Annotated in this window: 25 protein-coding genes; 18 read left to right on the top strand and 7 right to left on the bottom strand. The window is 35.3% G+C overall.

Annotation, left to right across the window (positions count from 1 at the left end; translation table 11 throughout):
• Positions 1–4 precede the first annotated feature (4 nt).
• From spoVAEA to KFD70_RS13180, 3 genes are all read left to right on the top strand, one after another.
• Positions 5–583 carry a stage V sporulation protein SpoVABEA gene (gene spoVAEA / locus KFD70_RS13170; protein ID WP_336452192.1) on the top strand — a complete coding sequence of 193 codons (579 nt, stop codon included), beginning with the start codon at positions 5–7 and terminating at the stop codon, positions 581–583.
• Entirely contained in the window at positions 561–2033 is a 1473-nt protein-coding gene (locus KFD70_RS13175) for a spore germination protein (RefSeq protein WP_336452191.1), read from the top strand. Before spoVAEA ends, KFD70_RS13175 begins: the two co-directional genes overlap by 23 nt.
• Before the next feature lie 95 nt (positions 2034–2128).
• Entirely contained in the window at positions 2129–2932 is an 804-nt protein-coding gene (locus KFD70_RS13180) for a Cof-type HAD-IIB family hydrolase (RefSeq protein ID WP_336452190.1), read from the top strand.
• A 192-nt stretch (positions 2933–3124) separates the two neighbouring features.
• On the opposite strand, the gene KFD70_RS13185 is transcribed toward KFD70_RS13180, so the two are convergent.
• A complete protein-coding gene (locus tag KFD70_RS13185; protein WP_336452189.1) occupies positions 3125–3991 on the bottom strand; it encodes a DUF1002 domain-containing protein in 867 nt (288 codons plus the stop codon).
• Positions 3992–4178: 187 nt separating this feature from the next.
• On the opposite strand from KFD70_RS13185, the gene KFD70_RS13190 reads away from it, so the two are divergent.
• A complete protein-coding gene (locus KFD70_RS13190) occupies positions 4179–4616 on the top strand; it encodes a peptidylprolyl isomerase (protein WP_336452188.1) in 438 nt (145 codons plus the stop codon).
• A gap of 522 nt (positions 4617–5138) precedes the next feature.
• Positions 5139–5504 (top strand): GNAT family N-acetyltransferase, encoded by a 366-nt coding sequence (locus KFD70_RS13195; protein WP_336452187.1) that lies wholly within the window; start codon positions 5139–5141, stop codon positions 5502–5504.
• 20 nt (positions 5505–5524) lie between these two features.
• On the opposite strand, the gene KFD70_RS13200 is transcribed toward KFD70_RS13195, so the two are convergent.
• Positions 5525–6043 (bottom strand): DUF309 domain-containing protein, encoded by a 519-nt coding sequence (locus KFD70_RS13200; protein ID WP_336452186.1) that lies wholly within the window; start codon positions 6041–6043, stop codon positions 5525–5527.
• A gap of 204 nt (positions 6044–6247) precedes the next feature.
• Positions 6248–6343: a YjcZ family sporulation protein gene (locus KFD70_RS13205; protein ID WP_000510192.1), complete on the bottom strand. Its 96-nt coding sequence runs from the start codon at positions 6341–6343 to the stop codon at positions 6248–6250.
• Positions 6344–6511: 168 nt separating this feature from the next.
• On the opposite strand from KFD70_RS13205, the gene KFD70_RS13210 reads away from it, so the two are divergent.
• The 6 genes from KFD70_RS13210 (at position 6512) to phnF (ending at position 11871) form a co-directional block, all read left to right on the top strand.
• Positions 6512–7249 carry a segregation/condensation protein A gene (locus tag KFD70_RS13210; RefSeq protein ID WP_336452185.1) on the top strand — a complete coding sequence of 246 codons (738 nt, stop codon included), beginning with the start codon at positions 6512–6514 and terminating at the stop codon, positions 7247–7249.
• 210 nt (positions 7250–7459) lie between these two features.
• Complete coding sequence (gene scpB, locus KFD70_RS13215; RefSeq protein ID WP_336452184.1) at positions 7460–8035, top strand: SMC-Scp complex subunit ScpB; 576 nt, start codon at positions 7460–7462, stop codon at positions 8033–8035.
• 75 nt (positions 8036–8110) lie between these two features.
• Positions 8111–9013 carry a ComEC/Rec2 family competence protein gene (locus tag KFD70_RS13220; RefSeq protein ID WP_336452183.1) on the top strand — a complete coding sequence of 301 codons (903 nt, stop codon included), beginning with the start codon at positions 8111–8113 and terminating at the stop codon, positions 9011–9013.
• Positions 9014–9274: 261 nt separating this feature from the next.
• A complete protein-coding gene (nagA, locus tag KFD70_RS13225; RefSeq protein WP_336452221.1) occupies positions 9275–10417 on the top strand; it encodes an N-acetylglucosamine-6-phosphate deacetylase in 1143 nt (380 codons plus the stop codon).
• Between the two features lie 4 nt (positions 10418–10421).
• Positions 10422–11210, top strand: coding sequence for a glucosamine-6-phosphate deaminase (gene nagB, locus KFD70_RS13230; RefSeq protein ID WP_336452182.1), 789 nt, complete (start codon positions 10422–10424; stop codon positions 11208–11210).
• Positions 11140–11871, top strand: a complete 732-nt coding sequence (gene phnF, locus KFD70_RS13235; RefSeq protein ID WP_336452181.1) for a phosphonate metabolism transcriptional regulator PhnF — start codon at positions 11140–11142, stop codon at positions 11869–11871. Before nagB ends, phnF begins: the two co-directional genes overlap by 71 nt.
• A gap of 74 nt (positions 11872–11945) precedes the next feature.
• Here phnF and KFD70_RS13240 read toward each other — a convergent pair whose 3' ends face one another.
• The gene (locus tag KFD70_RS13240) at positions 11946–12764 is read right to left on the bottom strand and encodes an HAD family hydrolase (protein ID WP_336452180.1); all 819 of its coding nucleotides are present in this window, start codon (positions 12762–12764) and stop codon (positions 11946–11948) included.
• Positions 12765–12929: 165 nt separating this feature from the next.
• Between KFD70_RS13240 and glcT the strand changes: the two genes are divergently transcribed.
• The 4 genes from glcT (at position 12930) to ptsP (ending at position 18288) form a co-directional block, all read left to right on the top strand.
• Positions 12930–13778 carry a glucose PTS transporter transcription antiterminator GlcT gene (gene glcT, locus KFD70_RS13245; RefSeq protein WP_336452179.1) on the top strand — a complete coding sequence of 283 codons (849 nt, stop codon included), beginning with the start codon at positions 12930–12932 and terminating at the stop codon, positions 13776–13778.
• 336 nt (positions 13779–14114) lie between these two features.
• On the top strand, positions 14115–16178 hold the full coding sequence (gene ptsG, locus KFD70_RS13250; RefSeq protein WP_336452178.1) for a PTS glucose transporter subunit IIABC: 2064 nt from the start codon (positions 14115–14117) through the stop codon (positions 16176–16178).
• A gap of 134 nt (positions 16179–16312) precedes the next feature.
• Positions 16313–16576 (top strand): phosphocarrier protein HPr, encoded by a 264-nt coding sequence (gene ptsH, locus KFD70_RS13255; protein ID WP_000411078.1) that lies wholly within the window; start codon positions 16313–16315, stop codon positions 16574–16576.
• Entirely contained in the window at positions 16576–18288 is a 1713-nt protein-coding gene (gene ptsP / locus KFD70_RS13260; RefSeq protein WP_336452177.1) for a phosphoenolpyruvate--protein phosphotransferase, read from the top strand. The genes ptsH and ptsP overlap by 1 nt, the downstream gene beginning before the upstream one ends.
• Before the next feature lie 65 nt (positions 18289–18353).
• Here the strand turns inward: ptsP and KFD70_RS13265 are convergent, their stop codons facing one another.
• The 3 genes from KFD70_RS13265 to KFD70_RS13275 all read right to left on the bottom strand — a co-directional run bounded on the left by KFD70_RS13265 (position 18354) and on the right by KFD70_RS13275 (position 20096).
• The gene (locus KFD70_RS13265; RefSeq protein ID WP_336452176.1) at positions 18354–18713 is read right to left on the bottom strand and encodes a DUF3915 family protein; all 360 of its coding nucleotides are present in this window, start codon (positions 18711–18713) and stop codon (positions 18354–18356) included.
• Positions 18714–19041: 328 nt separating this feature from the next.
• Positions 19042–19260 (bottom strand): hypothetical protein, encoded by a 219-nt coding sequence (locus KFD70_RS13270; RefSeq protein WP_336452175.1) that lies wholly within the window; start codon positions 19258–19260, stop codon positions 19042–19044.
• Between the two features lie 218 nt (positions 19261–19478).
• Positions 19479–20096: a nitroreductase family protein gene (locus KFD70_RS13275; RefSeq protein WP_336452174.1), complete on the bottom strand. Its 618-nt coding sequence runs from the start codon at positions 20094–20096 to the stop codon at positions 19479–19481.
• Between the two features lie 360 nt (positions 20097–20456).
• On the opposite strand from KFD70_RS13275, the gene KFD70_RS13280 reads away from it, so the two are divergent.
• The 3 genes from KFD70_RS13280 to KFD70_RS13290 all read left to right on the top strand — a co-directional run bounded on the left by KFD70_RS13280 (position 20457) and on the right by KFD70_RS13290 (position 23855).
• Positions 20457–21749: a GGDEF domain-containing protein gene (locus tag KFD70_RS13280; protein ID WP_336452220.1), complete on the top strand. Its 1293-nt coding sequence runs from the start codon at positions 20457–20459 to the stop codon at positions 21747–21749.
• 92 nt (positions 21750–21841) lie between these two features.
• Entirely contained in the window at positions 21842–22972 is a 1131-nt protein-coding gene (locus KFD70_RS13285; RefSeq protein WP_336452173.1) for a serine hydrolase domain-containing protein, read from the top strand.
• 4 nt (positions 22973–22976) lie between these two features.
• Positions 22977–23855 (top strand): NAD(P)-dependent oxidoreductase, encoded by an 879-nt coding sequence (locus KFD70_RS13290; protein ID WP_336452172.1) that lies wholly within the window; start codon positions 22977–22979, stop codon positions 23853–23855.
• Positions 23856–23859 lie beyond the last annotated feature (4 nt).

Here is a 23859-nt window from a genome sequence, read left to right on the forward strand (position 1 = left end):
ACAAATGAGACGAAGGGTTATTTTGGTGACAGACGGAGATGAATATGCAAAGCGAACAATTGAGCTGTTAACAAAGGAATTTGGCGGAAGGTGTATTTCAGCCTCCCAAAGCAATCCGACCAAGTTGACAGGAAAGAAGATTGTGGAGCTGATTATGCAAACGCCATATGACCCTGTATTTGTCATGTTTGATGATAGTGGATTTATCGGAGAAGGTTCAGGTGAAAAGGCATTAAAATATGTGGCGATGCATAAAAACATTGATGTTCTTGGTATTTTAGCTGTTGCGTCTAATACACATCATTGGGAGTGGGCACGTGTAGATGTCAGTGTAGATCGAGAAGGCAGATTAACAGAATACGGCGTTGACAAATTTGGATTGCCCGATGGTGAAATTGGCAGGATTAATGGGGATACGATTTACTGTTTAGATGAATTAAATGTCCCTGTCATCGTTGGGATTGGTGATATTGGAAAAATGTGTGGAAATGATGAGTGGGAACGAGGATCACCTATTACAAAAAAAGCAATTCAATTAATTTTAGAAAGAAGTGGATTTTATGACGAAACAGAAGAACGTTAATATCCCGATTTCTTCTTTTTTAAGTGACAATGAAAATTATTTAAAACAAACAGTCGGACTCGGTGTTACATTTGATGTTGGAATTCGTAAATTTCAAATTCTTGATAAAGAAATCGGTGTATTATTTGTAAATGGATTGTGTGATACAAACTATATCATTCCAATTTTGGAAGAAGCAGTGGATACAAATGAGATAAGGAATGCTGAGGGGAATACAGTAGAGATTTTAGAAAATCGACTTATTCATCAACAAGTAAGTAAAGTGAAAACGATGGATGATGTAATGGTACAAGTTTTATCTGGTCTCGTGATTATTTTTGTAGAAGGTGAGACGGAAGCTTTTGTAATTGATGTTCGTAGTTATCCAGGGCGAACACCGACAGAGCCAGATACAGAAAAAGTAGTACGTGGAGCGAGAGATGGCTTTGTAGAAAATATAGTTGTAAATACTGCCTTAATAAGAAGACGTATTCGTGATCCGCGCTTGCGAAATGAAATTATCCGGGTAGGGGATAGATCGCAAACAGATATTTGCATTACGTATGTTCAAGATGTTGCCAATCCAGATTTAGTAAAGATTATTAAGCAAGAACTAGAGAATATCGAAGTAGATGGAATTACGATGGCAGATAAAACGATTGAAGAATTTTTAGTTAAACAAGGCTATAATCCTTTTCCACTTATTCGTTATACAGAAAGACCGGATGTAGCAGCAAATCATTTATTAGAAGGGCACGTATTAGTTATTGTTGATACATCTCCAAGTGTGATGATTACACCAACAACTTATTTTCATCATGTACAGCATGCGGAAGAGTTTAGACAAAATCCCGCAGTTGGTACATTTTTACGATGGGTACGATTTGTTGGTATCTTATTTTCCCTATTTTTGATGCCTTTTTGGCTCGTGTTTGTTTTAGATCCAACGTTATTACCGGAAAAACTAGCTTTTATTGGACCGAATAAAATGACGCATTTACCTATTGTATTACAAATTATTATGGCAGATATTGGGCTTGAATTTTTAAGAATGGCATCGATTCATACGCCAACCCCTCTATCATCAGCTACCGGTTTAATTTCAGCGATTTTAATTGGACAAATTGCAATTGATGTTGGCTTATTTGTTCCAGAAGTTATTTTATATACAGCTGTTGCGATGATTGGAATATATGCGACACCGAGTTATGAATTAGGACTCGGAAATAAACTAGGAAGATTATTCGTAATTCTTTTAACCGGTTTATTTCATGAAATAGGATTTATTGTTGGAATGACAATGTTAATCTTATTTTTAACATCTATTAAAAGTTTACAAACACCGTATTTATGGCCGTTTCTACCGTTTGATTGGGGCGCATTAACGAAAATTTTGTTACGTCCAACTATGTCTAGCTTAAAAGTACGTCCAAGCATTGTACATCCGCAAAATATACGTAGACAAAAATAAGCAGGATTATTTTCCTGCTTATTTTTTATTATAAATTTATCGTTTTTTAACAAAAACACAACATTTTTTTCGTACAATTAGAGTAGAAATTGTGTATGAAAGGGGAAGAGAGCATGATTAAATTATTTGTAAGTGATTTAGACGATACACTTGTTTATAATGTAAGTCATATTCATAAGGAAGATGAAAAAGCACTTTGTTGGTTAGCAGAAAAAGGGACAAATATTTGCTTTGCTTCTGGCCGTTTTACACATAGAATTCACGATGCAGTTAAATGGTTCACATTTCCATATTATACAACTGGTTTAAATGGAGCTACGATGCTATTACCAAACGGGCAAACATTTCATGAATCGAAATTTAATGATGGAGTTGCCCAGGAAATATATCGATATATTCATGAAAAAAAGCTAGCTGATATTGTGTGTGCAAAAGAGCAGCGATATACGAAAAAGAAAAACGAACATCATTATGTTTTTGAAGAATATATGGGTGTGCATATTGCTGAAATAGAAACATTAGAAGAAGAATTTGGTAAAAGTGTACATCCTGCAAAGTTGTTTGTGTATGGAGAAGCAGAAAAAATTGTGAAATTGGATCAAGAACTAAGAGAAACTTTTCATGAACAAGCTGAAATTTTTATTTCTGGAAAAGGCTATGTGGATATTATGCCAATGGGAGTTAGTAAAGGAAGTGCTTTAAAACGTTTAATGGCGCATTTGAAAATTGAAGCGCACGAAGTAGCATGTATCGGTGATTCTTTTAATGATATCTCCATGTTTGCAGTAACGCCAAATTCTTTCACTCTTCATCATGCACATCCCTATGTAAAAGAAAAAGCACGTCACGTTGTTCGTTCTGTAGAGGAAGCTGTTATGAAGTTACCCTTGCTTATATAAATCTCAAGTATATAAGTCGTGACTATGAAAATAAAAGAAGCATCTGCTCATTTTTTCTCTTTGTTTTGCACATGGCATGGTGTTAAAAAAGCTCTGATCGCTACAATGCAAGGGCGGATGATCTCTCCCACCTAGAAAAGAGGGTTTGATTCGGATGTATAAAGAAAAAGCCCGTCAATGACGAGCTTTTTCTTACTTAAATAAGGATTTAATAAAATCAATAATACTAGAGAAGAAATCTTTTACTTTATCTAGGAACCCTTGTCCTTCTTCAGATCCTAAGAAGGCTGAAACATGTTCTTTCGCTTTATTTAATTGGGTACCAACTTGGTTCCAGTCAATATTTAAGTTTTTCATTTTATCAAATAATGAAACTAAACTATCTAATTGCTCATCTGTTAGTGTAATACCAAGTTGCTCAGCAATCTTTTTAATTAGCGCACGTAAATCTTCTGTTGTTTTTGGTTGTTCCTTAGCAATTTCTTCTTTTACTTTTGCAACAAGTTGAACAGCTTTTTCTTCACCAATTTTGTCACCAAGCTTGGCTGTTTGTACCATTTCTTCATTGGCTACTTTTTTTACTTCTTCAGGAATTTCTTTTTTCGATGTTGTTTCGTAAGCTTTCATTAGTCCTGTTAAAGCAGCTGTTCCTGATACTTTAAAGGGTGCTGTGATTTGAATCTCTGCATCTTTGACACCTGCTGTAATGAGTGCGTTTGTATACATTGCATCTGTTACCCAATTAATGTTTTTCGCTCGCACAATAAGACCTGATCCTGGTTTTGTATACGTAATCATAGAAGAGGAAATAGCTCTCGTACCAATTTGTGCTTTTGGTACAATACCCTCTAAAAATTTATGTTCTTCCGCATTAGAAACAGTAATAATTTGCGCATCTTTTGGCGCTTTCATTTCTTTTAAAAGATCTTGTTTTTGTTGTTCAGATAAATTTTCTCCTAATGTAACGATTGATTCTCCCTCAATCACATCTGCAAATGAAGCTGTTGGAATCATAAATACTGTAACAGCTAGTAGCAGAGCTAATAGTTTCGTTCTCACGAAAAATCGCTCCCTTTCTCTTTCTGGAATTTTCGGGCAACACAGTTATTATAGTATATTTTTCTGATTTGTCATCCGTCTTCTTCTTGATTTCAAAAAAGAAGTATGCAGATTGTCGGATTCTTTTTGTTTCTGGACGCGAATATGGTAATATAGTGCTGAGATAGTTGAAAGGAGACATATACGTATGAAAACTTTAGGATACATATTAATGGAGAATGGTGAAAAAATCGAATTAGAATTTTTCCCAGAAGAAGCACCAAAAACAGTTGAAAACTTTAAAAAATTAGCAGACCAAGGATTTTATAATGGTGTTACATTCCACCGCGTTATTCCTGGTTTCGTAAGTCAAGGCGGAGATCCAACAGGAACAGGAGCGGGTGGCCCTGGTTACTCTATTCCATGTGAAACTGATGGGAATCCTCATAGACATGTAGTTGGAGCACTTTCTATGGCACACGCTGGCCGTAATACAGGTGGTAGCCAATTCTTTATTGTCCATGAGCCACAACCACATTTAGATGGTGTACATACTGTGTTTGGTAAAGCGACAAGCGGTATTGAAACAGTATTAAACATGCGTCAAGGCGATGTAATGAAAGAAGTTAAAGTTTGGGAAGAGTAAGTGAAAGAGAGAGCAATCTAGCTCTCTTTTTTTGTACTTATTCTTACTATCATCAGTTTAAGATAATTCTTTTGCAATCAATATGAAAAGGGAAGAGTAGTTTTTTATGTTATAAGGAGGAATTGATGATAGTTGTACAGTAAATGATAATGTAGAGAATAAAGTTATTATGCGAAGAACTAGTTTTTGTAAACATACATAGGATATAGTAAAATTTTTTATAGGCGTTATGATTGAATTGTATTCAATTTTTCTCCCTTGTTTGATTTGGCCTGGGGCAGAAAAAGGGTTTGAACGCTTCTATGCATGAACGGATACTCTCCTCCCGCCTAAAAGGGAAAGGTTTTATGCTCATTTTAAAATTTATATGTAGTTGACTTTCCTAAACTCTCTTTGTATGATTATCAAGTTGTTTTGGCAGCCCTTCTCACTATAGTGAAAATATTGTAGAATGGATATGATGTAGAAATAGTGGTAGAGGGGATACATGGTTTGTAACTTTTGTAAGAAGGGATAAGATTTATGTTAATTCGTTTTAAAAAAAGTTATGAGAAGATTGCAATGGGACTTCTTTCTTTTATGCCGACTGAAAAAGATGTAAAAACTTTACAATTAACAATGAAAGAATATGATAAAAACGATAGTTGGCAACTGTATTTGTGGAAACAAAATGATGATTTTGTTGGGATAGTTGGAATTATCAATCAAGAAAATGTATTAGAGATTCAACATCTTAGTGTGAATCCATCTCATCGTCACATGGGGATTGGTACGAAGATGGTACAAGAATTAAAAAATAAGTTTCAAGGTGTTACGGTTTGTGGTAATGAACAAACTACTAGTTTTTGCGAAAAGTGTAAGGAAGTAGAACAAAATATACATTCATAAAAGCAGAGATAAGAACAATGTCATCTCTGCTTTCTCTTTTTTAGTTGCTCGTTTCGTTCGGCAATTACATCATTTCTGTTACGTAATTTATGTTTATGGACAATGTACTCAGTAGGTAGTGAATGAGCATCTTTCCAGGGAAGCATTTTTTCTGTACACAATTGCAAGCATGTATTTTCCAAAGAAGAGTCTGAAAAAGGTAAAAATATAGGTGTAAAAGGTTCTTTCTTTTGAATAGACTGTAATTGTTTTTGCAAAATAGTTAAAAGTTTTGGGTGATCAAGACCTAATTCATGCACTTGTTTACTTTCTTCTTTTAAAATAGCAATGGCGCTTTTCATCATTCGTATTGAACCATTCCAATTTGAGCGTCTGTGATGGTATAAAGAAACTGCTATTTGAATAAAACCAACCCAGTAGTTGTCACGCTCTCCTCTTGGTTTTAATTTCCAATATTCCTCTAATACTTCGTGACATTCGAAGTAATCGTAATCTCCGTGAAAATGAATTAAAAACTGTATGTATGCAGTAGGATACATTCTTTTCGCTCCTGTCTAAACGGTCTTATGTACAGTGTACCATGAAGCGTAACGATAATGTGAGTAGGGGAGAATTCTAAAGCTTTTCTTTTTTAGAGATGAGAGATAAAGTGAAACTTTAATCAGTATGGGGGTTATTTCCTGTAAATAGCAGGATAAATAATAAACGGCTAGAGATTCCCTAGCCGTTTATTATGTTCTGCATTAGCAGAAGCAAGCCGCGCCTACAATGATTAATAAGATAAATAGCACAACAAGTAAAGCGAAACCGCCATTAAAACCACAATCAACATGGCCCATAGTTTTTTACCTCCTACATTGAACTTACTACACTTTTATCATATGAAGAGGTGGGCATTGTTGCATGGGCAGATGTCTATTTTTAAGTAAATTTCTTAAAAAGGTTGGATAGAACATAAGTATGCTCTATACTTATGTTGTTATAGAAAAAATGTGGTGGGATGCTTTGTGCAATATAATTTTAAAGTAGAAGCTTTTGAAGGACCTTTAGATCTACTGTTACATTTAATTCATCGTTATGAAATCGATATATATAATATCCCTGTAGCGGAAATTACAGAGCAGTATTTATCTTATATTCATACGATGAAAGAATTGCAACTGGATGTTGCAAGTGAGTATTTGGTGATGGCTGCAACGCTATTACAAATTAAAAGTAAAATGCTGTTACCGAAACAAGAAGAAGATGTACCTGATAGTGGTGAAGATTTTATGGATGATCCTCGTCAAGAGTTGATGGAGCGGTTAATTGAATATAAAAAATATAAACAAGTTGCTGCTGAATTAAAAGAGAGAGAACAAGAAAGAGCACAACTTTATACACGTCCACCAATCGATTTTACATCGTTTCAACAAGAAGAGGAGACAAGTTTACCTCTCGATGTCACACTGTATGATATGTTAGCAGCATTTCAAAAACTTATGCGTCGAAAAAAGTCAAAACGTCCAGTAACAACGCGAATTACTCGTCAAGAAATACCAATTGAACAGCGTATGAGTGATATTTTACAGCAATTAGATACAGCGGAAGGAAGCCAAAGCTTTTATGATTTATTTGTTGATGAAGAGCGTGAAGTAATGGTTGTGACGTTTTTAGCCATACTCGAACTTATGAAAAACCAGCAGATTGTTATTGAGCAGGAACACAATTTTGATGAAATCTTTTTGACTCGCTCTAAATCTTAGGAAATCCTATTTCAAGATTGTAATGAAAATTAGCAGTAAGTATTTGATTAGTCAAGACGAATGATCAGTGGAAGTAAATTCGCTGATCATAGTTTTACATGATTTTGTTTGGAACAATAGAAGGAGTGTTGGACCGAGCGCAATATACTGTGATTCGGTTTTTGTCGTGGATATTTTTGCGCGGAAAGATATGAGAAAGGAGATTGTATGTTGGATAGAAAAGAACAGATGGCAATAATTGAGGGGCTTTTATTTGTTGCGGGTGATGAAGGGATTTATCCAGAACAAATTGCAAAAGTACTTGAAATTGAAGTGGAAGATGTAATTCAGCTTGTCGAAGAAATGCAAAAGGAATGCCAAGGGATGCAGCGAGGATTGCAAATTGTACAATTTGCAAAAGTGTATCGCCTTGCTACAAAAAAAGAACATGCATCTTATTATCAAAAATTAATGGATACGCCAACAGCAGCATCTCTTTCCCAGGCTGCTCTTGAAACATTGGCGATTGTTGCCTATCGTCAGCCAATTACAAGAACTGAAATGGAAGAGATTCGAGGTGTGAAAACGGACAGGGCATTGCAAACATTGGTATCACACTTACTTATAAAAGAAACGGGCAGAGCAGAAGGTCCAGGGCGCCCTATTTTATATGGTACGACGAAAGAGTTCTTAGATACATTTGGACTTCAAACATTAGAAGATTTACCAACCCTTTCTGAAGAAAATGAACAAATGAATGAAGCAGACTTATTCTTTGGTTCTTTGCAAGAACTGTCAAAATCGTAGCTTAGCACATTGCTAAGCTTTTTTTGTATATGAAATACGTCTCGTGCCATACTAAATGAAAAAAGGAGACGAACTATGAAAGGTGTACGGATTATTCTATTGCTAGTTTCTGTTTTATTATGTTTTTCATTAAACAGCACATCTGCCAAAAGATATATGACGTCTGTTCATACTGCGTCCTCTTTTTCCGTACAACGACCGCATTTAGGGAGAATGAAAGTGAGTTTTTTTAAGGTAGGACAAGGTGATGCCACACTTATTATTTTACCTAATGGTCAAACAGTGTTAATTGATGGAGGTCCTTATGAGGCTGGAGAGGTAATCATTCAAAAATTGGTTGAAAAGGGAATTAACCATTTAGATGTTGTTGTAGGAACTCATCCAGATATGGATCATATAGGCGGACTTATACCGATTATAGAACAAATGCCAGTTTCACTTGTATTAGATAGCGGCAAAACCTATAGTTCTTTTACATATCATACGTATAGGAACGATATTAAAAAGAGAGGGATTCCGTTTGTTCGTGTAAAACAAGGACAGTATATCCCATTAGATCCTCATGTTTCCATGCAAGTATTAAATAATGGGAAGTCGAAGGATGAAAATAATGAATCATCAATTGTTTTAAAAGTTCGATATGGTAAAGCTGATTTTTTGTTAATGGGAGATGCGGATGTACAAACTGAAAAGAAAATAATAAGGTTGTATGATGTACATGCAGATGTTTTAAAGGTAGGTCATCATGGTTCGTATACGTCAACTAGTGAAGAACTTTTAGAAAAGGCAAATCCTCAATTTGCTATTCTTTCTTATGATAAAAAAAATCCATATGGGCATCCACATCAAAGTGTAGTAAAAAGGTTAAAGAGACATGGTGTGATGACATATACAACAGATAAACGAACGGTAGAAATTGAAACAGATGGAGAGCATATTGTAATGAGGTCTAATTTGCTACTTCCGTTATTAAAGTAAACTAGTATTGTTTATTGATAATCAAAATCTAGATAAAATAAGGAATCGATACCAAATTTCATAAAAAGTCTACTGTCTCCTTTTGGAAAAAATGCATAATATATATTATAATTAGGGAAGAAAAAAGAATTTCCTTTTTTGATCATAAAAGAGGAAATTTATTTTTAATGTATAGACAACTACTCGTGTATATATTAAGATGGAATTAGGCAAATAGGTAATCATAACAAGTAGGTATTTCATGGGAAAGGATCGATGAAAATGAAAACGCAAGTTGTCATCAATGCCAAAATTTATACAGGTCACGAAGTAATGGAAAGTGGATTTATTCGTTACGCAGAAAAAATTGAAGAACTTGGTTTGATGGCTCAATATGTATCACAAGAAAATGAAACTGTGTTTGATGCAGAAGGAAAAATTGTGATTCCAGGTATGATCGATGTTCATATTCATGGTGGATACGATATTGATGCGATGGATGCAAATAGCGATGGATTAGTAACTCTTGGTAAAGAAATGTTAAAAGAAGGAGTTACAACTTACTTCCCAACAACAATGACACAAGCTCCAGAAGCGATTGAAGCGGCTTTAAGTGCTGCAAAAGAAGCAAAAGAAAAAGGAGCACATTTTGAATATATTCATTTAGAAGGACCATATGTTTCAAAAAAACGTGCAGGAGCACAGCCACTTGAGCATATCGTCCCTGCGGATATTGAACAATTTAAACAATGGCAAGAAGCAAGCGGTAATTTAATTAAATTAGTAACGTATGCACCAGAAGAAGAGGGTGCGGTAGAGTTTGAACAGTATCTTGCTGAAACTGGTGTTGTTGGTACAATGGGGCATACAGATGCAATTGATGCACAATTAAAAAATAGAAACATTACACATGCTACACATTTATACAATCAAATGCGTGGTTTACATCACCGTGAACCAGGTGTTGTCGGTCATGTGTTATTAAACCCAAATGTAATGGTTGAAGTGATTACAGATGGTATTCACATTCATCCAGACATGGTGAAATTAGCATATAAATTAAAAGGTCCTAAAAAAATAAGTGTCATTACAGATGCGATGCGTGCAAAAGGTTTAGAAGACGGATTATATGAACTTGGTGGACAACCTGTACACGTAAAAGATGGCAGTGCTCGTTTAGAAGACGGAACATTAGCTGGTAGTATTTTGAAAATGGACCAAGCATTCCGAAATGTAATTGAATTCACAGGCTGTTCTATTGAAGAGGCTGTTCTGATGACATCAGTTAACCAAGCAGAAGAGTTTGGATTAACAAATAAAGGTATACTAGCATCAGGGAAAGATGCAGATTTTGTTGTCATGACTGAAGATTTACATGTATATGACACAGTTCGATTAGGAATTCATATGAAGGAAGGGAAGTGAGTAGATGAATATTCTTGTTGTAAAAACGCCAGAAGAATTAGCAGAAGCAGGTTATAAATTAATTGAAGAAGTTGTAAAATCAAAAGAAAATTCAACATTAGGAATGGCTACAGGAAGCTCTCCACTTGGTATTTATGCAGAAATGAGAAAAAATAAACTTGATACAAGCCGTGTAACCACTGTAAACTTAGATGAGTACGTAAATTTACCACACGAAGATAAAAACAGCTACCATTATTTTATGCAAGAACAGTTGTTTGATCATCTTCCATTTAAAGAAACTTATGTACCAAATGGGATGGCAAGTGATTTAGAAGAAGAGTGCAAGCGTTATGAAGGCATTCTAGCAGCTAACCCAGTTGACCTACAGATTCTTGGAATCGGTGAAAACGGTCACATCGGATTTAACGAGCCAGGAACAGCTTTTGATTCTCCAACTAACATTGTAGAATTAACAGAGTCTACACGCCAAGCAAACCTTCGTTTCTTCGAAAAAGAAGAAGATGTACCAACTCATGCAATTACAATGGGGATTGGTAGTATTATGAAAGCGAAGCAAATTCTACTTGTTGCTATGGGACCGAAAAAAGCAGAAGCAATCAAAGAACTACTGCAAGGTGAGTATAGCGAAGCGTGTCCTGCTACAGTACTGCAACGTCATCCGAATGTAACCGTAATTGCTGATCCAGAAGCTCTATCTTTATGCAGTGAGGCGATTGCTGATGAACATCGACAAGTATTCACCATTTCCGATCTATTATCAGATTCAAGAGTGGGTGAAACAGCTAATTGAGGACGGTGAATGGACGCCGGGAGATAAAATTCCATCTGAGAATGAACTTTGTGATAAGTTCGAAGTAAGTCGCATGACAATCAGACAGGCAATTAATAATTTAGTGGAACAAGGGTATTTATACCGAAAACGTGGAATTGGAACATTTGTTCAACTTCCAAAAGTGGAGCAGAAACTGCAAGGGATGACGGGATTTACAGAAGATATGCTTTCCCGTGGTATGAAACCAAGCAGTCAGTTATTAAGCTTCCGTCTCGTTCCAGCTACTGCTAAAATAGCAGAACGGCTTAAAATTCAAGAGGGAGAATCGGTATATGAAGTGAGACGTATTCGTCTAGCTGATGACGAGCCGATTGCTTTTGAGACAACATATTTGTCACCAACTCTTGTAAAAGATATTAACGAAGAAATTCTGCAACAATCTTTATACGAACATTTAGAGAAAAAGTTAGGCTTTAAACTTGTTCGTGCTACCCAAGCAATTGAAGCTTCAATTGCAACAGATGATGAAGCAGAACATCTGCATATACCTAAAAAAGCACCTGTGCTTGTAATGCGACAATGGTCATATTCAGAAGGCGAATTACCGTTAGAATATGTAAAATGTATTTATCGTGGTGATCGTTATAAGTTTATTACGAGTATTTCACGAAACAAGTAATATACCTCATTTTTTGAAACATAGTAAACTTTCGATCAATTAGGTATGTAAAGAAATAAAAATACGACTCATCCTTATATGGAGTGAGTCGTATTTTTATTTTGCTTTGAATTGAAGGCTAGAACGTGTTCGACAGCATCTTTTACAGAGTCTACGACATAATGAGAATACTCTTTTACTGCGTCATCTGCTTGCGCCATGGCAAAGCTATGAGGTGTTAGTGCGAACATTGGAATATCGTTATAAGAGTCACCAATACAAGCAATTTCTTCAGGATTTATTTGGAATTCCTGTAATAAAACTGAGATAGCTGAGCCTTTACTAATATTGGGTGGCATAACATCTAGGCACTGTTCAGCAGAAATAAAAGTGCTGACCTTCCCATGGAATCTTTCATCAATTTTCTTCTGAAGAGCTTGTAAGTCCTCTTTCATGCCACCAACAGAAATTTTATTTGGGAAGATTGTATCATCAATTTTTTCTAATAAATTTGGTTCTTCAACAGAAGTCATTGTGACTTGTTTTTCAAGTTCATGGATAAAAGGTGTTTTTTCTTCGATGTAATAATTATGTTCATCACTTACATAACGAAAATACGGTTCCTCTTTTGTCATAGCTAACAAATCGGGTAAAATATTTGAATCAAATGTCGCTGACAATAGTTGTTTATTGTCATGTGTATATACAAAGACACCGTTCACACTGATGCGGTGAAAATGAGCACCAACCTCTTTCATTAAACCAGCAATTTCATTATCTAGCCTACCAGAGGCGAAACAAAGAATTACATTTTGTTCTGCGAGACTACGAAGTGCGGCAATATCTTCCTGATCAATGATGCCTCCATGTTGCATCATTGTACCATCAATATCGCTTACAAACATTTTAATCATGTTGCTCTCTCCTTTCTATGTACATATGCTCTTACATTATACGTATATCGTACAATCATGTCTAAAAAATGAATTTTTCTAAAATGGTAGATGTTTTGCATTGACGAAAAAGAAGGATGTTCTGTAACATAAAAGCAGGCTATTTAAGTACGAGGGTGGTGTTATATGAATAATTATCTAGAAATTAAAAAAGTTTTAAATAATAATGTCATCATTGCGAGCCATCCGGAACATGAGGAAGTAGTAGTGATTGGCAAGGGAATTGGATTTGGAAAAAAAGCAGAAGATATGTTAGATGCGGAACAAATTGAAAAAATGTTTGTTTTAAAAAATGAACGGGACCGTGAACAATATAAACTTTTAGTGCCACATGTGAGTGAAAAGTTAATTGAATTGATGAGCGATATTATGCTGTACATTCAAGAAAAAGCGCAGTCACCATTAAACGAGCATATTCATATTGCCTTAACAGATCATATTTCTTTTGCAATTAAAAGACTGAAACAAGGCTTTACAATAGATAATCCTTTTTTAGTTGAAACAAAAATGCTGTACCCTGAAGAATATAAAATCGCTGAGGGAGTTGTACAACTTCTGAATTCCCGCTTGCAAATTACATTACCAGAAGGGGAAATTGGTTTTATTGCACTTCATATTTATAGTTCACTCACAAATTCTGATTTATCGTCTGTTAATCAAAACTCCCGTCTTATTGCACAGCTTGTTTCTTTAATTGAAACAAACTTACACCTTACATTAGATCCAGAAAGCATTCATTATTTACGTCTTATTCGTCATTTGCAATATGCAATTGAACGAGTGAAAAAGGGAGAAAAGGTAGAAGAATCGCAAGGGTTTGCTGATTTGTTAAAAGCAGAGTATCCAGTTTGTTATAATTTAGCTTGGAAACTTGTGAAGGTGATGCAAAAAGAATTACAGCTTCCTGTATATGAAGCGGAGAGCATTTATTTAACGATGCACTTGCAAAGATTAGTAAAAGCAGAGCACGTGTAAAAGGCATATATTTTGTCTAAAATGAAAACGTTAAAAAAAATGATTGAATCGCTTACAATTGTTTTGTATAATAAGTCATGCAAAGTTATACAAAATTCGACAAACAAATGAAAGCAAATAACGAAAACGTTTGCTTTAAAATAGTGAACTTATAAGTAAACCTATTTTTGACACGTGTTACTGATTCGATCAGGCATGAGTGGAGAAAAGTCAGGAATGTAAGCTAGAGAAAGGGACATACTACCCTTTGTATAGCTACCGTTCTATCTTTTTTTTCCTCATGCCTTTTTGGCGTTTGTCGAAAAGTACAATATAGATAAGAGAGGAAGGGTTTCCATGTTTAAGAAGATCTTTGGTGTTCTTCAAAAAGTCGGAAAAGCGCTTATGCTCCCAGTAGCGATTTTACCGGCAGCAGGTATTTTACTTGGATTTGGTAACGCATTTCAGAATGAAACGTTAACAAATTTCATTCCTGCTTTAAAAGCAGATTGGTTTGTCATGGTTGCAAAAATCATGGAACAATCTGGTGATATTATTTTCGCAAACCTAGCGTTATTATTCGCAGTTGGGGTAGCGATTGGACTAGCGGGTGGAGACGGGGTAGCTGGATTAGCAGCGTTCGTCGGCTACTTAATTATGAACAAAACAATGAGTGTTTTCTTAGAAGTAGACAAGCTAGTAAAAGTAACAAGTACTGGATCTGACCCGGTTAAAATCGGTTTTACAGATCCTGCGTATGCGAATGTATTAGGGATTCCAACACTGCAAACAGGGGTATTTGGTGGTATTATCGTCGGGATATTAGCGGCGTATTGCTATAATAAATACTTCAATATTGAATTGCCACCATACTTAGGATTCTTTGCAGGTAAACGTTTCGTACCGATTGCAACGGCAGCATTCTCTTTATTATTAGGGATTTTAATGTGTTTCATTTGGCCTACGATTCAAGGTGGTTTAAATACGTTCTCACATCAAATGATTGATGCAAACAAAACGTTAGCAGCATTTATTTTTGGATTAATTGAACGTTCCTTAATTCCATTTGGACTACATCACATTTTCTATTCACCATTCTGGTTTGAATTTGGCCAATATACGAATGCGGCAGGCGAGTTAATTCGCGGTGACCAAAAAATCTTTATGGCACAGTTAAAAGACGGTGTAGAATTAACAGCTGGTACATTTACAACAGGTAAATACCCATTCATGATGTTTGGTCTTCCAGCAGCAGCTTTAGCAATGTATCATGAAGCTCGTCCAGAAAATAAAAAATTAGCAGCTGGTATTTTAGGGTCCGCTGCGTTAACATCTTTCTTAACAGGTATTACAGAACCACTTGAATTTTCATTCTTATTCGTTGCACCAGTATTATTCGGAATCCATGCTGTATTTGCTGGTTTATCGTTTATGACAATGCATATTTTAGGTGTTAAAATTGGGATGACATTCTCTGGTGGTTTAATTGACTTTATGTTATTCGGTGTACTTCAAAACCGTACACCATGGTGGTGGGTAATTGTTGTTGGTCTTGTACTTGCAGTGATTTACTACTTCGGATTCCGCTTTGCAATCCGTAAATGGAATTTAAAAACACCTGGTCGTGAAGTAACAACAGATACTGATGGCGCAGGGAAAACAGAAGCAGGCGAACTTCCACGTGAAGTACTAGTAGCGCTTGGTGGTAAAGAGAATATCGCTTCTTTAGATGCTTGTATTACACGTTTACGTGTTCAAGTTAACGAACAAAAAAATGTAAACAAAGATCGTTTAAAAGAACTTGGGGCAGCAGGAGTACTTGAAGTTGGAAATAACATTCAAGCGATTTTTGGACCGAAATCAGACACACTAAAATCACAAATTCATGATATTATGTCAGGTCGCACGCCTCATGTTGAAAAAGAAGAACTTGTAAAAGTAGAAGAGCCTGTACAAAAAGCTGATACAAATGAAACAATTGTATCTCCAATTGAAGGTAAGATTTTACCGATTACAGAAGTACCTGACCAAGTGTTTTCAGGGAAAATGATGGGTGATGGATTTGCAATTGAGCCAACAGAAGGGACAGTAGTTTCTCCAGTTGACGGTGAGATTGTCAACGTCTTCCCGACAAAACATGCGATTGGTATTCAATCTGAAGGTGGAAAAGAAATTTTGATTCACTTCGGTATTGATACTGTAAAATTAAATGGTGAAGGTTTTGAAGCACTTGTAGCGCAAGGTGATCAAGTGAAACAAGGACAACCTTTATTAAAAGTAGATTTAGGATTTGTAAAAGAAAATGCACCATCTATTATTACACCAATTATTTTTACAAATTTAGCGCAAGGGCAACAAGTTGAATTGAAAAAAGAAGGTAATGTCAAGAAAGGTGAAACAGCTATTATTGACATTCAGTAAGAAATTGACGCAAAATGTTTATAATTATAATAGGCGATGTGGTTGACCGGACATCGCCTATTATATACAATAGATGGTGTAGTACTCACGTCTATACAACTAAAAAATACTGTATTTAAAGGAGATAGATTATTATGGAAAAAATCTTTAAAGTAACTAGTGACTCAGGAATTCATGCTCGTCCAGCAACTCTACTTGTTAACACTGCAAGCAAATTCGGTGCTGACATTAACTTAGAGTATAACGGTAAAAACGTTAACTTAAAATCAATCATGGGTGTTATGTCTTTAGGTATTCAACAAGGCGCAGAAATTAAAATCACTGCAAATGGTGATGATGCAGCTCAAGCACTAGCAGCTATCGAAGAAACTATGAAAAACGAAGGATTAGGAGAATAATGACTCTTAATATTCAAGGGATTGCTGCATCAAGTGGGATTGCTATTGCAAAGGCTTTCAGACTTGAAAATCCTGAATTTAACATTGAAAAGAAAACGATTACGAACGAAGCTGCAGAAATTGCACGCTTAGACGCTGCGCTTGAGAAAGCAAAAACTGAATTAGAAGCAATTAAAGACCATGCTTTTGCTGAGCTTGGTGCTGATAAAGCTGCTATCTTTGAAGCACATTTACTAGTACTAAATGATCCTGAACTAGTAAATCCAGTAAAAGATAAAGTAAACAATGAAAAAGTAAATGCTGAATTTGCAATGGATGAAGTTGCAACAATGTTCATTACTATGTTTGAAAACATGGATAACGAATATATGAAAGAGCGTGCAGCGGATATTCGCGACGTAACAAAACGCGTTCTTGCACATTTACTAGGAATTAACTTCTCAAATCCAAGTACAATTTCTGAAGAAGTGATCATCATTGCTGAAGATTTAACACCATCTGATACAGCTCAATTAAACCGTAAATATGCAAAAGGTTTTACAACTGATATTGGTGGACGTACATCTCACTCTGCAATTATGGCTCGCTCTATGGAAATTCCAGCTGTTGTTGGTACAAAAGTTGTTATGGAGAAAATCCAAAATGGCGATATGGTAATCATCGACGGTTTAGATGGAGAAGTAATTGTAAATCCATCTGAAGAAACTCTTCGCACTTTCCAAGAAAAGAAAGCGAAATTCGAAGAACAAAAAGCTGAATGGGCTAAATTAAAAGATCAAGCAACTGTAACAAGCGATGGACATCATGTTGAGCTTGTTGCAAACATCGGAACACCAAATGATGTACAAGGTATCATTGACAATGGTGGAGAAGGCGTTGGTTTATACCGCACAGAATTCTTATATATGGGTCGTGACAACCTTCCAACAGAAGAAGAGCAGTTCGAAGCGTATAAAGCAGTTCTTGAAGGTGTAAAAGAAGGTCAACCAGTTGTTGTTCGTACACTTGACATCGGTGGAGATAAAGAACTTCCATACTTACATTTACCAAAAGAAATGAACCCATTCTTAGGTTACCGTGCAATTCGCTTATGCCTTGAAGAACAAGATGTGTTCCGTACACAACTTCGTGCATTACTTCGTGCAAGCGTATATGGTAATTTAAAAATTATGTTCCCAATGATTGCAACTCTTGATGAATTCCGTCAAGCAAAAGCAATTTTATTGGAAGAGAGAGAGAGACTTGTTCAAGCTGGTACAACTGTTTCTGAAGATATTGAAGTAGGTATGATGGTAGAAATCCCTGCTTCTGCGGTATTAGCAGATCAGTTTGCTAAAGAAGTTGATTTCTTCTCTATCGGAACAAATGATTTAATCCAATATACAATGGCTGCTGACCGTATGAATGAGCGTGTATCTTACCTATACCAACCGTATAACCCATCTATTTTACGTCTTGTAAAAATGGTTATCGATGCTGCTCATAAAGAAGGAAAATGGGCTGGTATGTGTGGTGAGATGGCAGGAGATTCACTTGCAATCCCATTATTACTTGGATTAGGTTTAGATGAATTTAGCATGAGTGCAACATCTATCCTTCCTGCAAGAACACAACTAAGTAAGTTGTCAAAAGCAAAAATGGAAGAGTTAGCACAAAAAGCATTAACAATGTCAACTGCTGAAGAAGTTGTTGAATTAGTTAAAAGTATTTAATAGTAAAAAGAAAACCTGAGACCGATTTGAAATCGGTCTCAGGTTTTTTGTACAAGGTTAATCTTCTAACAAATTGCAATTGCGATTATATCCTCTGGGCAAACACGTAATAATCCTTTAAAATCGTCTTTGTGTCTGTTGTTATCACCTGAATCATGGTGATGATCGTTTCTGCAGTTATTCTTGGAGAAGAGAGCCACACCACAAGAAAAACCTTCGAATACTACATCACGGAACGTACCACAATCTTTAACTTTTAGAAGAGAAATTTTTGTTCCAATTGAAATGTTAACAAGGACATTGCATAGTGATTTTCTTTGAAAATCATCATTTCTAGAATCATCTTTTCTAAAATCATCTTTTTTACACCCATCGTCAAAGTTACAACCTCTGAAGTCATCACGACATCCAAAAGATCCAAACATAATTCTTCACCCCCTTCACACTTATAATGTATGTAAGTTCCATATGTGGTGATTGGACATAGCGTGGAATTTTTGCTGGGATATTTTCTTATTTTAAATGACTAGATGGGTATTTGTTACTTAGTGGTATTTGGATAAGGACAAATGACAGGGGAAGATAGATTGCAACTTTTATTCGTGTGTTTTTTTATTCAAGCATCGGAATTTTAGGGGGAGTTATTTTGTATTTCTCATCTTTGAATCAACAAGAATCTTTAGGGGAGATTTGGCTATTCGCGAATAACCGGATACATAGAAAAAGACACCTTCATTTATAACGAGGTATCCTTTACACTTTTCTACTTTTATATAAAACGATTGCATATACGGGAAGAGCCAACAGTAATGGTACGATAGATTGTGAGATATGTAGTCCTTCTTCTAGCTGTAGTGCCTTTTCTTTTGGAAATTGTAATATTGTAATATTTGTGGCATCACCAATAAAGTATAGAAGCAGAACAGTTACGGTATAGCTTAAAAATGCAATAAAGCTTCCATATGAATTCAATGAAAATCCCTCTCTTGTTATCTGTTTGTTACCATTGTATCATAATTGTAACAAAAAAACACCCTTTATATTTCAGTATGTAACAAAATTCGACAAAACACTACGGTTCAAAGGGGGGAAGAGGAGTGTTTTGTTATTTATATATGTTGAAATATTACAAAGAAATGACATAAAAACCGAAGGAATCTCCTTCGGTTTTTATGTCATTGTGAGACGGTTTACTTTACCCATTCGGCTACTTGTTCGACATTCATACGTGGTGCTGGATGTCCTTTTAAAGTCGATTCTCCAATTGTAATTAACATGATTGGTACATAGCGAGAAGAAACATTAAATTCATCCATTAGTGCTTGTGGATTAAAGCCGCCGATTGCACAAGTATCCCAGCCAGTTGCCTTTGCTGCAAGCATAAGCTGCATTGCTGCTAGAGATGCATTAGAGAAGGCTGCATCTCGTGGATATTGTTCACGTTTATATGCAGATTCAATATTTTGTGCCAAACGTTCTTTGGCCTCTTCCTTCATAAATCCTTGCTCTACGATTGGTCCATATACAGGATCAATGTTTTTATTCGCTTCTAAGTCACCTAAAATAGCGACTACTGCAGAGGCGTCAAGAATTTGTTGTTGATTATAAGCGATTGGATGTAAACGACTTTGTACATCTTTACCTTGGAAAACAAGAAACTTCCAATGTTGTAAGTTCCAAGCTGATGGTGCTTGGCACGCTGCTTTCAAAATTTCTTGTAATTCTTCTTTTGAAATTTCCTTTTCAGGATTGAATGCACGATTAGATGTTCGTTCATATAAAACAGTAAAAAAATCTTGCTGTGTCATAATATACCTCCAAGTTTTATATCGATTTACAAAAAATACTATATGTAATTTTCACTTACGTTTTGTAAGTTATCACTGTAAAAGAATATAATACCTTTATTTTAATTGTCAAGTTGTTGAGAATAGAATAAAAAGAGGACATTCGTACAATCGCTGCCGTTCATAAAGTCATACAATAAAAAGATGATTCACAGATTAAGAAAGAAATATGTAAAGAGAAGCTCCTGTCAGTGGGAGGGTTCTTCGTTCCTGCTGATACTCAGCCCTCATCAATCGGGTTCTTTTGATAGCGGTCCCTTATAGAAAAGGATAGTGAAGAATTCAGTAGAACAGGATATATGAAGTGAGTGAAGACCAGTGGTGAACATACTACATTTTTTATTAGAGAATACGGTTTTTCAAAATGTATTACAAGATCTCCATGTAAATGTACTTTATATAGAAGAAGGGTGTAATCACCAGTATACGATTGACAATATACATCCCAAATGTATGTTTATAGCAAATAGTTTTGAAGAAGGAGAACTATTATATGAAAAAGTGCGACCACAAATTGTAATCATTTATGTGTCGAATGGTGCACAAGTAGAGTATATAAAACACATATATAATTCAATGAGTTCTTTTATTATTATTTGGGATCAGCCGGTGACATCAAAATTTGTAGATCTACTTACAATAGGGGTACGTAATATTGTGATGGCTCCTGTTACACCGCAGGTTGTGCTAGAAGAGGTAAACAAAACTCTTTACCAATTATCACTATTGCAGCAATTGACTATTCAACAAGAGCTTCTTCAAATGATGTTTGATTTTCAAAATGATTTATTATTTATTGTAGAAGATGATGAAATTGTCGACTGTAATACGAACTTTTTAAGTTTTTTTGGATATGAAAATTTACTTTCATACCGTGAGAATCATATGGTATTTGCGGAACATTTTATTCAAGAGAATGGATATTACACAACAAATCACGATATAACTTGGCTCGATGATTCTTTAGAGCAATCCAGAAAAATAAAAATGTATAATTATGAAGGTGAAGAGTTCGTTTTTTTATTACGTGCCGTATCTGTACCAGAAGATTTGTCTAGGTTTATTGTTAAGTGTACCGATATTACGGAATTAGATGAATTATATCAAGAGCAAGAACAGCTTGCTGCAATTGATTCTTTAACAGAAATATACAACCGTTTGAAGTTTCAACAATTATTAGAAGAAAACTGGAAAAGTGAGAAACGAATGAATCAAACAATGGCGGTTATTCTTTTTGATATAGACGATTTTAAAAAAGTGAATGACACATATGGACATGATTTTGGTGATTTAGCATTAATTCAATTAGCCGAACTTATGAAATCTAAAATAGCATCTCAGCATATTCTGGCACGGTGGGGGGGAGAAAAATTTATTATATTAGCAACAAATACGACGGAAAAAGAGGCTTTCCAAATTGCTGAATCGCTACGTTTTTTCATTGAAACAAAACAATTCTCTAGTATTTCAAAATTAACCGCAAGTTTTGGAGTTGCTTTATATGAGCAAGGAATTACAAAAGAGGAATTGATGCAACGAGCAGATATTGCTTTATATGAAGCGAAAAAGAATGGGAAAAACCAAGTACGTTTATATAGAGAAGAAAAAATGTGAATTTTTCGCAACAAAGTGTTGCGATTTTTTTCTGTTGTTTGATAATAGAAAGAGGGCGCCATTTATGATGAAGTAACTGTGGAGGTTTTTAAATGTTAAAAAGATTGATTATGATGGTCTTGTGTTGCTTTTTAGTATGCGGAATTGTGTACTATTTTTGGGATACGCCGGAGAAGCCAAAAGCGCCAATAGCAAAGGCAATCCCTTCTGTTAAATCTAAATTGCAGGATAATTTGGAAGAAAAAAAGCGACCATCAACTGATTATGCTAGTATTGCACAAAAGTTAGATCAATATTTAATAGATAAAGACTTTAATGGAACGGTTCTTGTCAAGGATAAAGGTCATGTGTTACTCAATAAAGGTTATGGATATGCGGATGTGCAAAATAAAATTAAAAATACACCACAAACAAAATATCGCATCGGTTCAATTACTAAGACTGTTGTGGCAACATCCATTTTACAGTTGCAAGAGCAGGGGAAAGTAAATATTCGGGACAATGTAAATAAATATATCCCTTCGTTCCCCGCAGATAAAAATATTACATTATACCACCTTCTCACACACACTTCTGGTTTACCAGGGAAGGGAAAAGGAAAAGTGAATGCTGCATCCCGTTTGGCTTTAGTTACTTGGATTGGAAACCAGCAAGTAGCTTTTCCGCCCGGTACTGGCTGGGAATACACTGACTATAATTATATGGTGCTTGCTTATATTATAGAAAATGTATCTAAGAAGTCTTTGGGGGAATATGTAAATGAGAATATATTTGCGCGAGCAGGCATGCATGAGTCAGGTATGGGGAAAATGGCGCCAGGAGAGAGACATTTCACGAAAGGGTATAAAAAGGAAAATAATATACTTGTACCAGCTCCAAAATTAGCAATGAACTGGCTATATGGCTGCGGCGAGATGTATACTACAGTTGGGGATATGAAGAAATTAGATGAAGCGATTATAAATGGAAAACTTCTTTCACAGAAAAGTATACAAGCAATGTTTATACCTTCAGCAGAAAAAAAGTATGCATTGAGTTTTTATATTTATTCTGATTATTTTCATAATCATGGTGTAGTAGCTGGTTGGAATACATTTAATAATTTTAATAAAGATAAGAGAACGTTTGTTATCTTATTTTCAAATGTACAAAATAGCATAAATGATGATTTCAATAAGGAATTTCGAAAAATGGTAAGTGACTTATTAGAAAAAAGGGGATGAGTAGATGAAACAAGTAATTTCATCAATAGGTTTTATAGGTACAGGTGTTATGGGGAAAAGTATGGTACATCATTTATTACAAGGTGGTTATACAGTATATGTATATAACCGTACGAAAGAAAAAGCAACTTCTTTATTAAATGAAGGAGCACATTGGTGTGATTCACCAAAAGAATTAGTAAAGAATGTAGATGTTGTTATGACGATGGTAGGATATCCGCATGATGTAGAAGAAATTTATTTCGGAACAGAGGGAATTCTAGAATATGCTAATGAAGGAACAATTACAATTGATTTTACAACATCGACACCAACGTTAGCAAAACGTATATATGAAGATGGAAAAACAAAAAATGTACATACTTTAGATGCACCAGTATCGGGAGGCGATATTGGAGCGAAAGAAGGAAAACTTGCCATTATGATTGGTGGAGATGAAGATGTGTATGAAGCTTGTTTGCCGTTATTTGAGATATTAGGGGAAAACATTCAATTACAAGGGCCGGCAGGAAGTGGACAGCATACAAAAATGTGTAATCAAATTGCAATCGCTTCTAATATGATAGGAGTTTGTGAAGCGGTAGCATATGCAAAGAAAGCAGGATTAGATCCAGATAAAGTATTACAAAGTATCTCAACTGGAGCAGCTGGTAGTTGGTCATTAAGTAACTTAGCTCCGCGTATGCTAAAGGAAGACTTTGCACCAGGGTTTTATGTAAAACACTTCATGAAGGATATGAAGATTGCATTAGATGAGGCTGAAAAGTTAGAATTACCTGTACCAGGTTTAACGCTCGCGAAAGACTTATATGTACAATTAATAGAAGCAGGAGAGGAAGACAGTGGAACACAAGTGTTATATAAAAAATACATAAGGGGGTAATATG

The organism is Bacillus pfraonensis, from assembly GCF_050768835.1.
Taxonomy (GTDB): Bacteria; Bacillota; Bacilli; order Bacillales; family Bacillaceae_G; genus Bacillus_A; species Bacillus_A pfraonensis.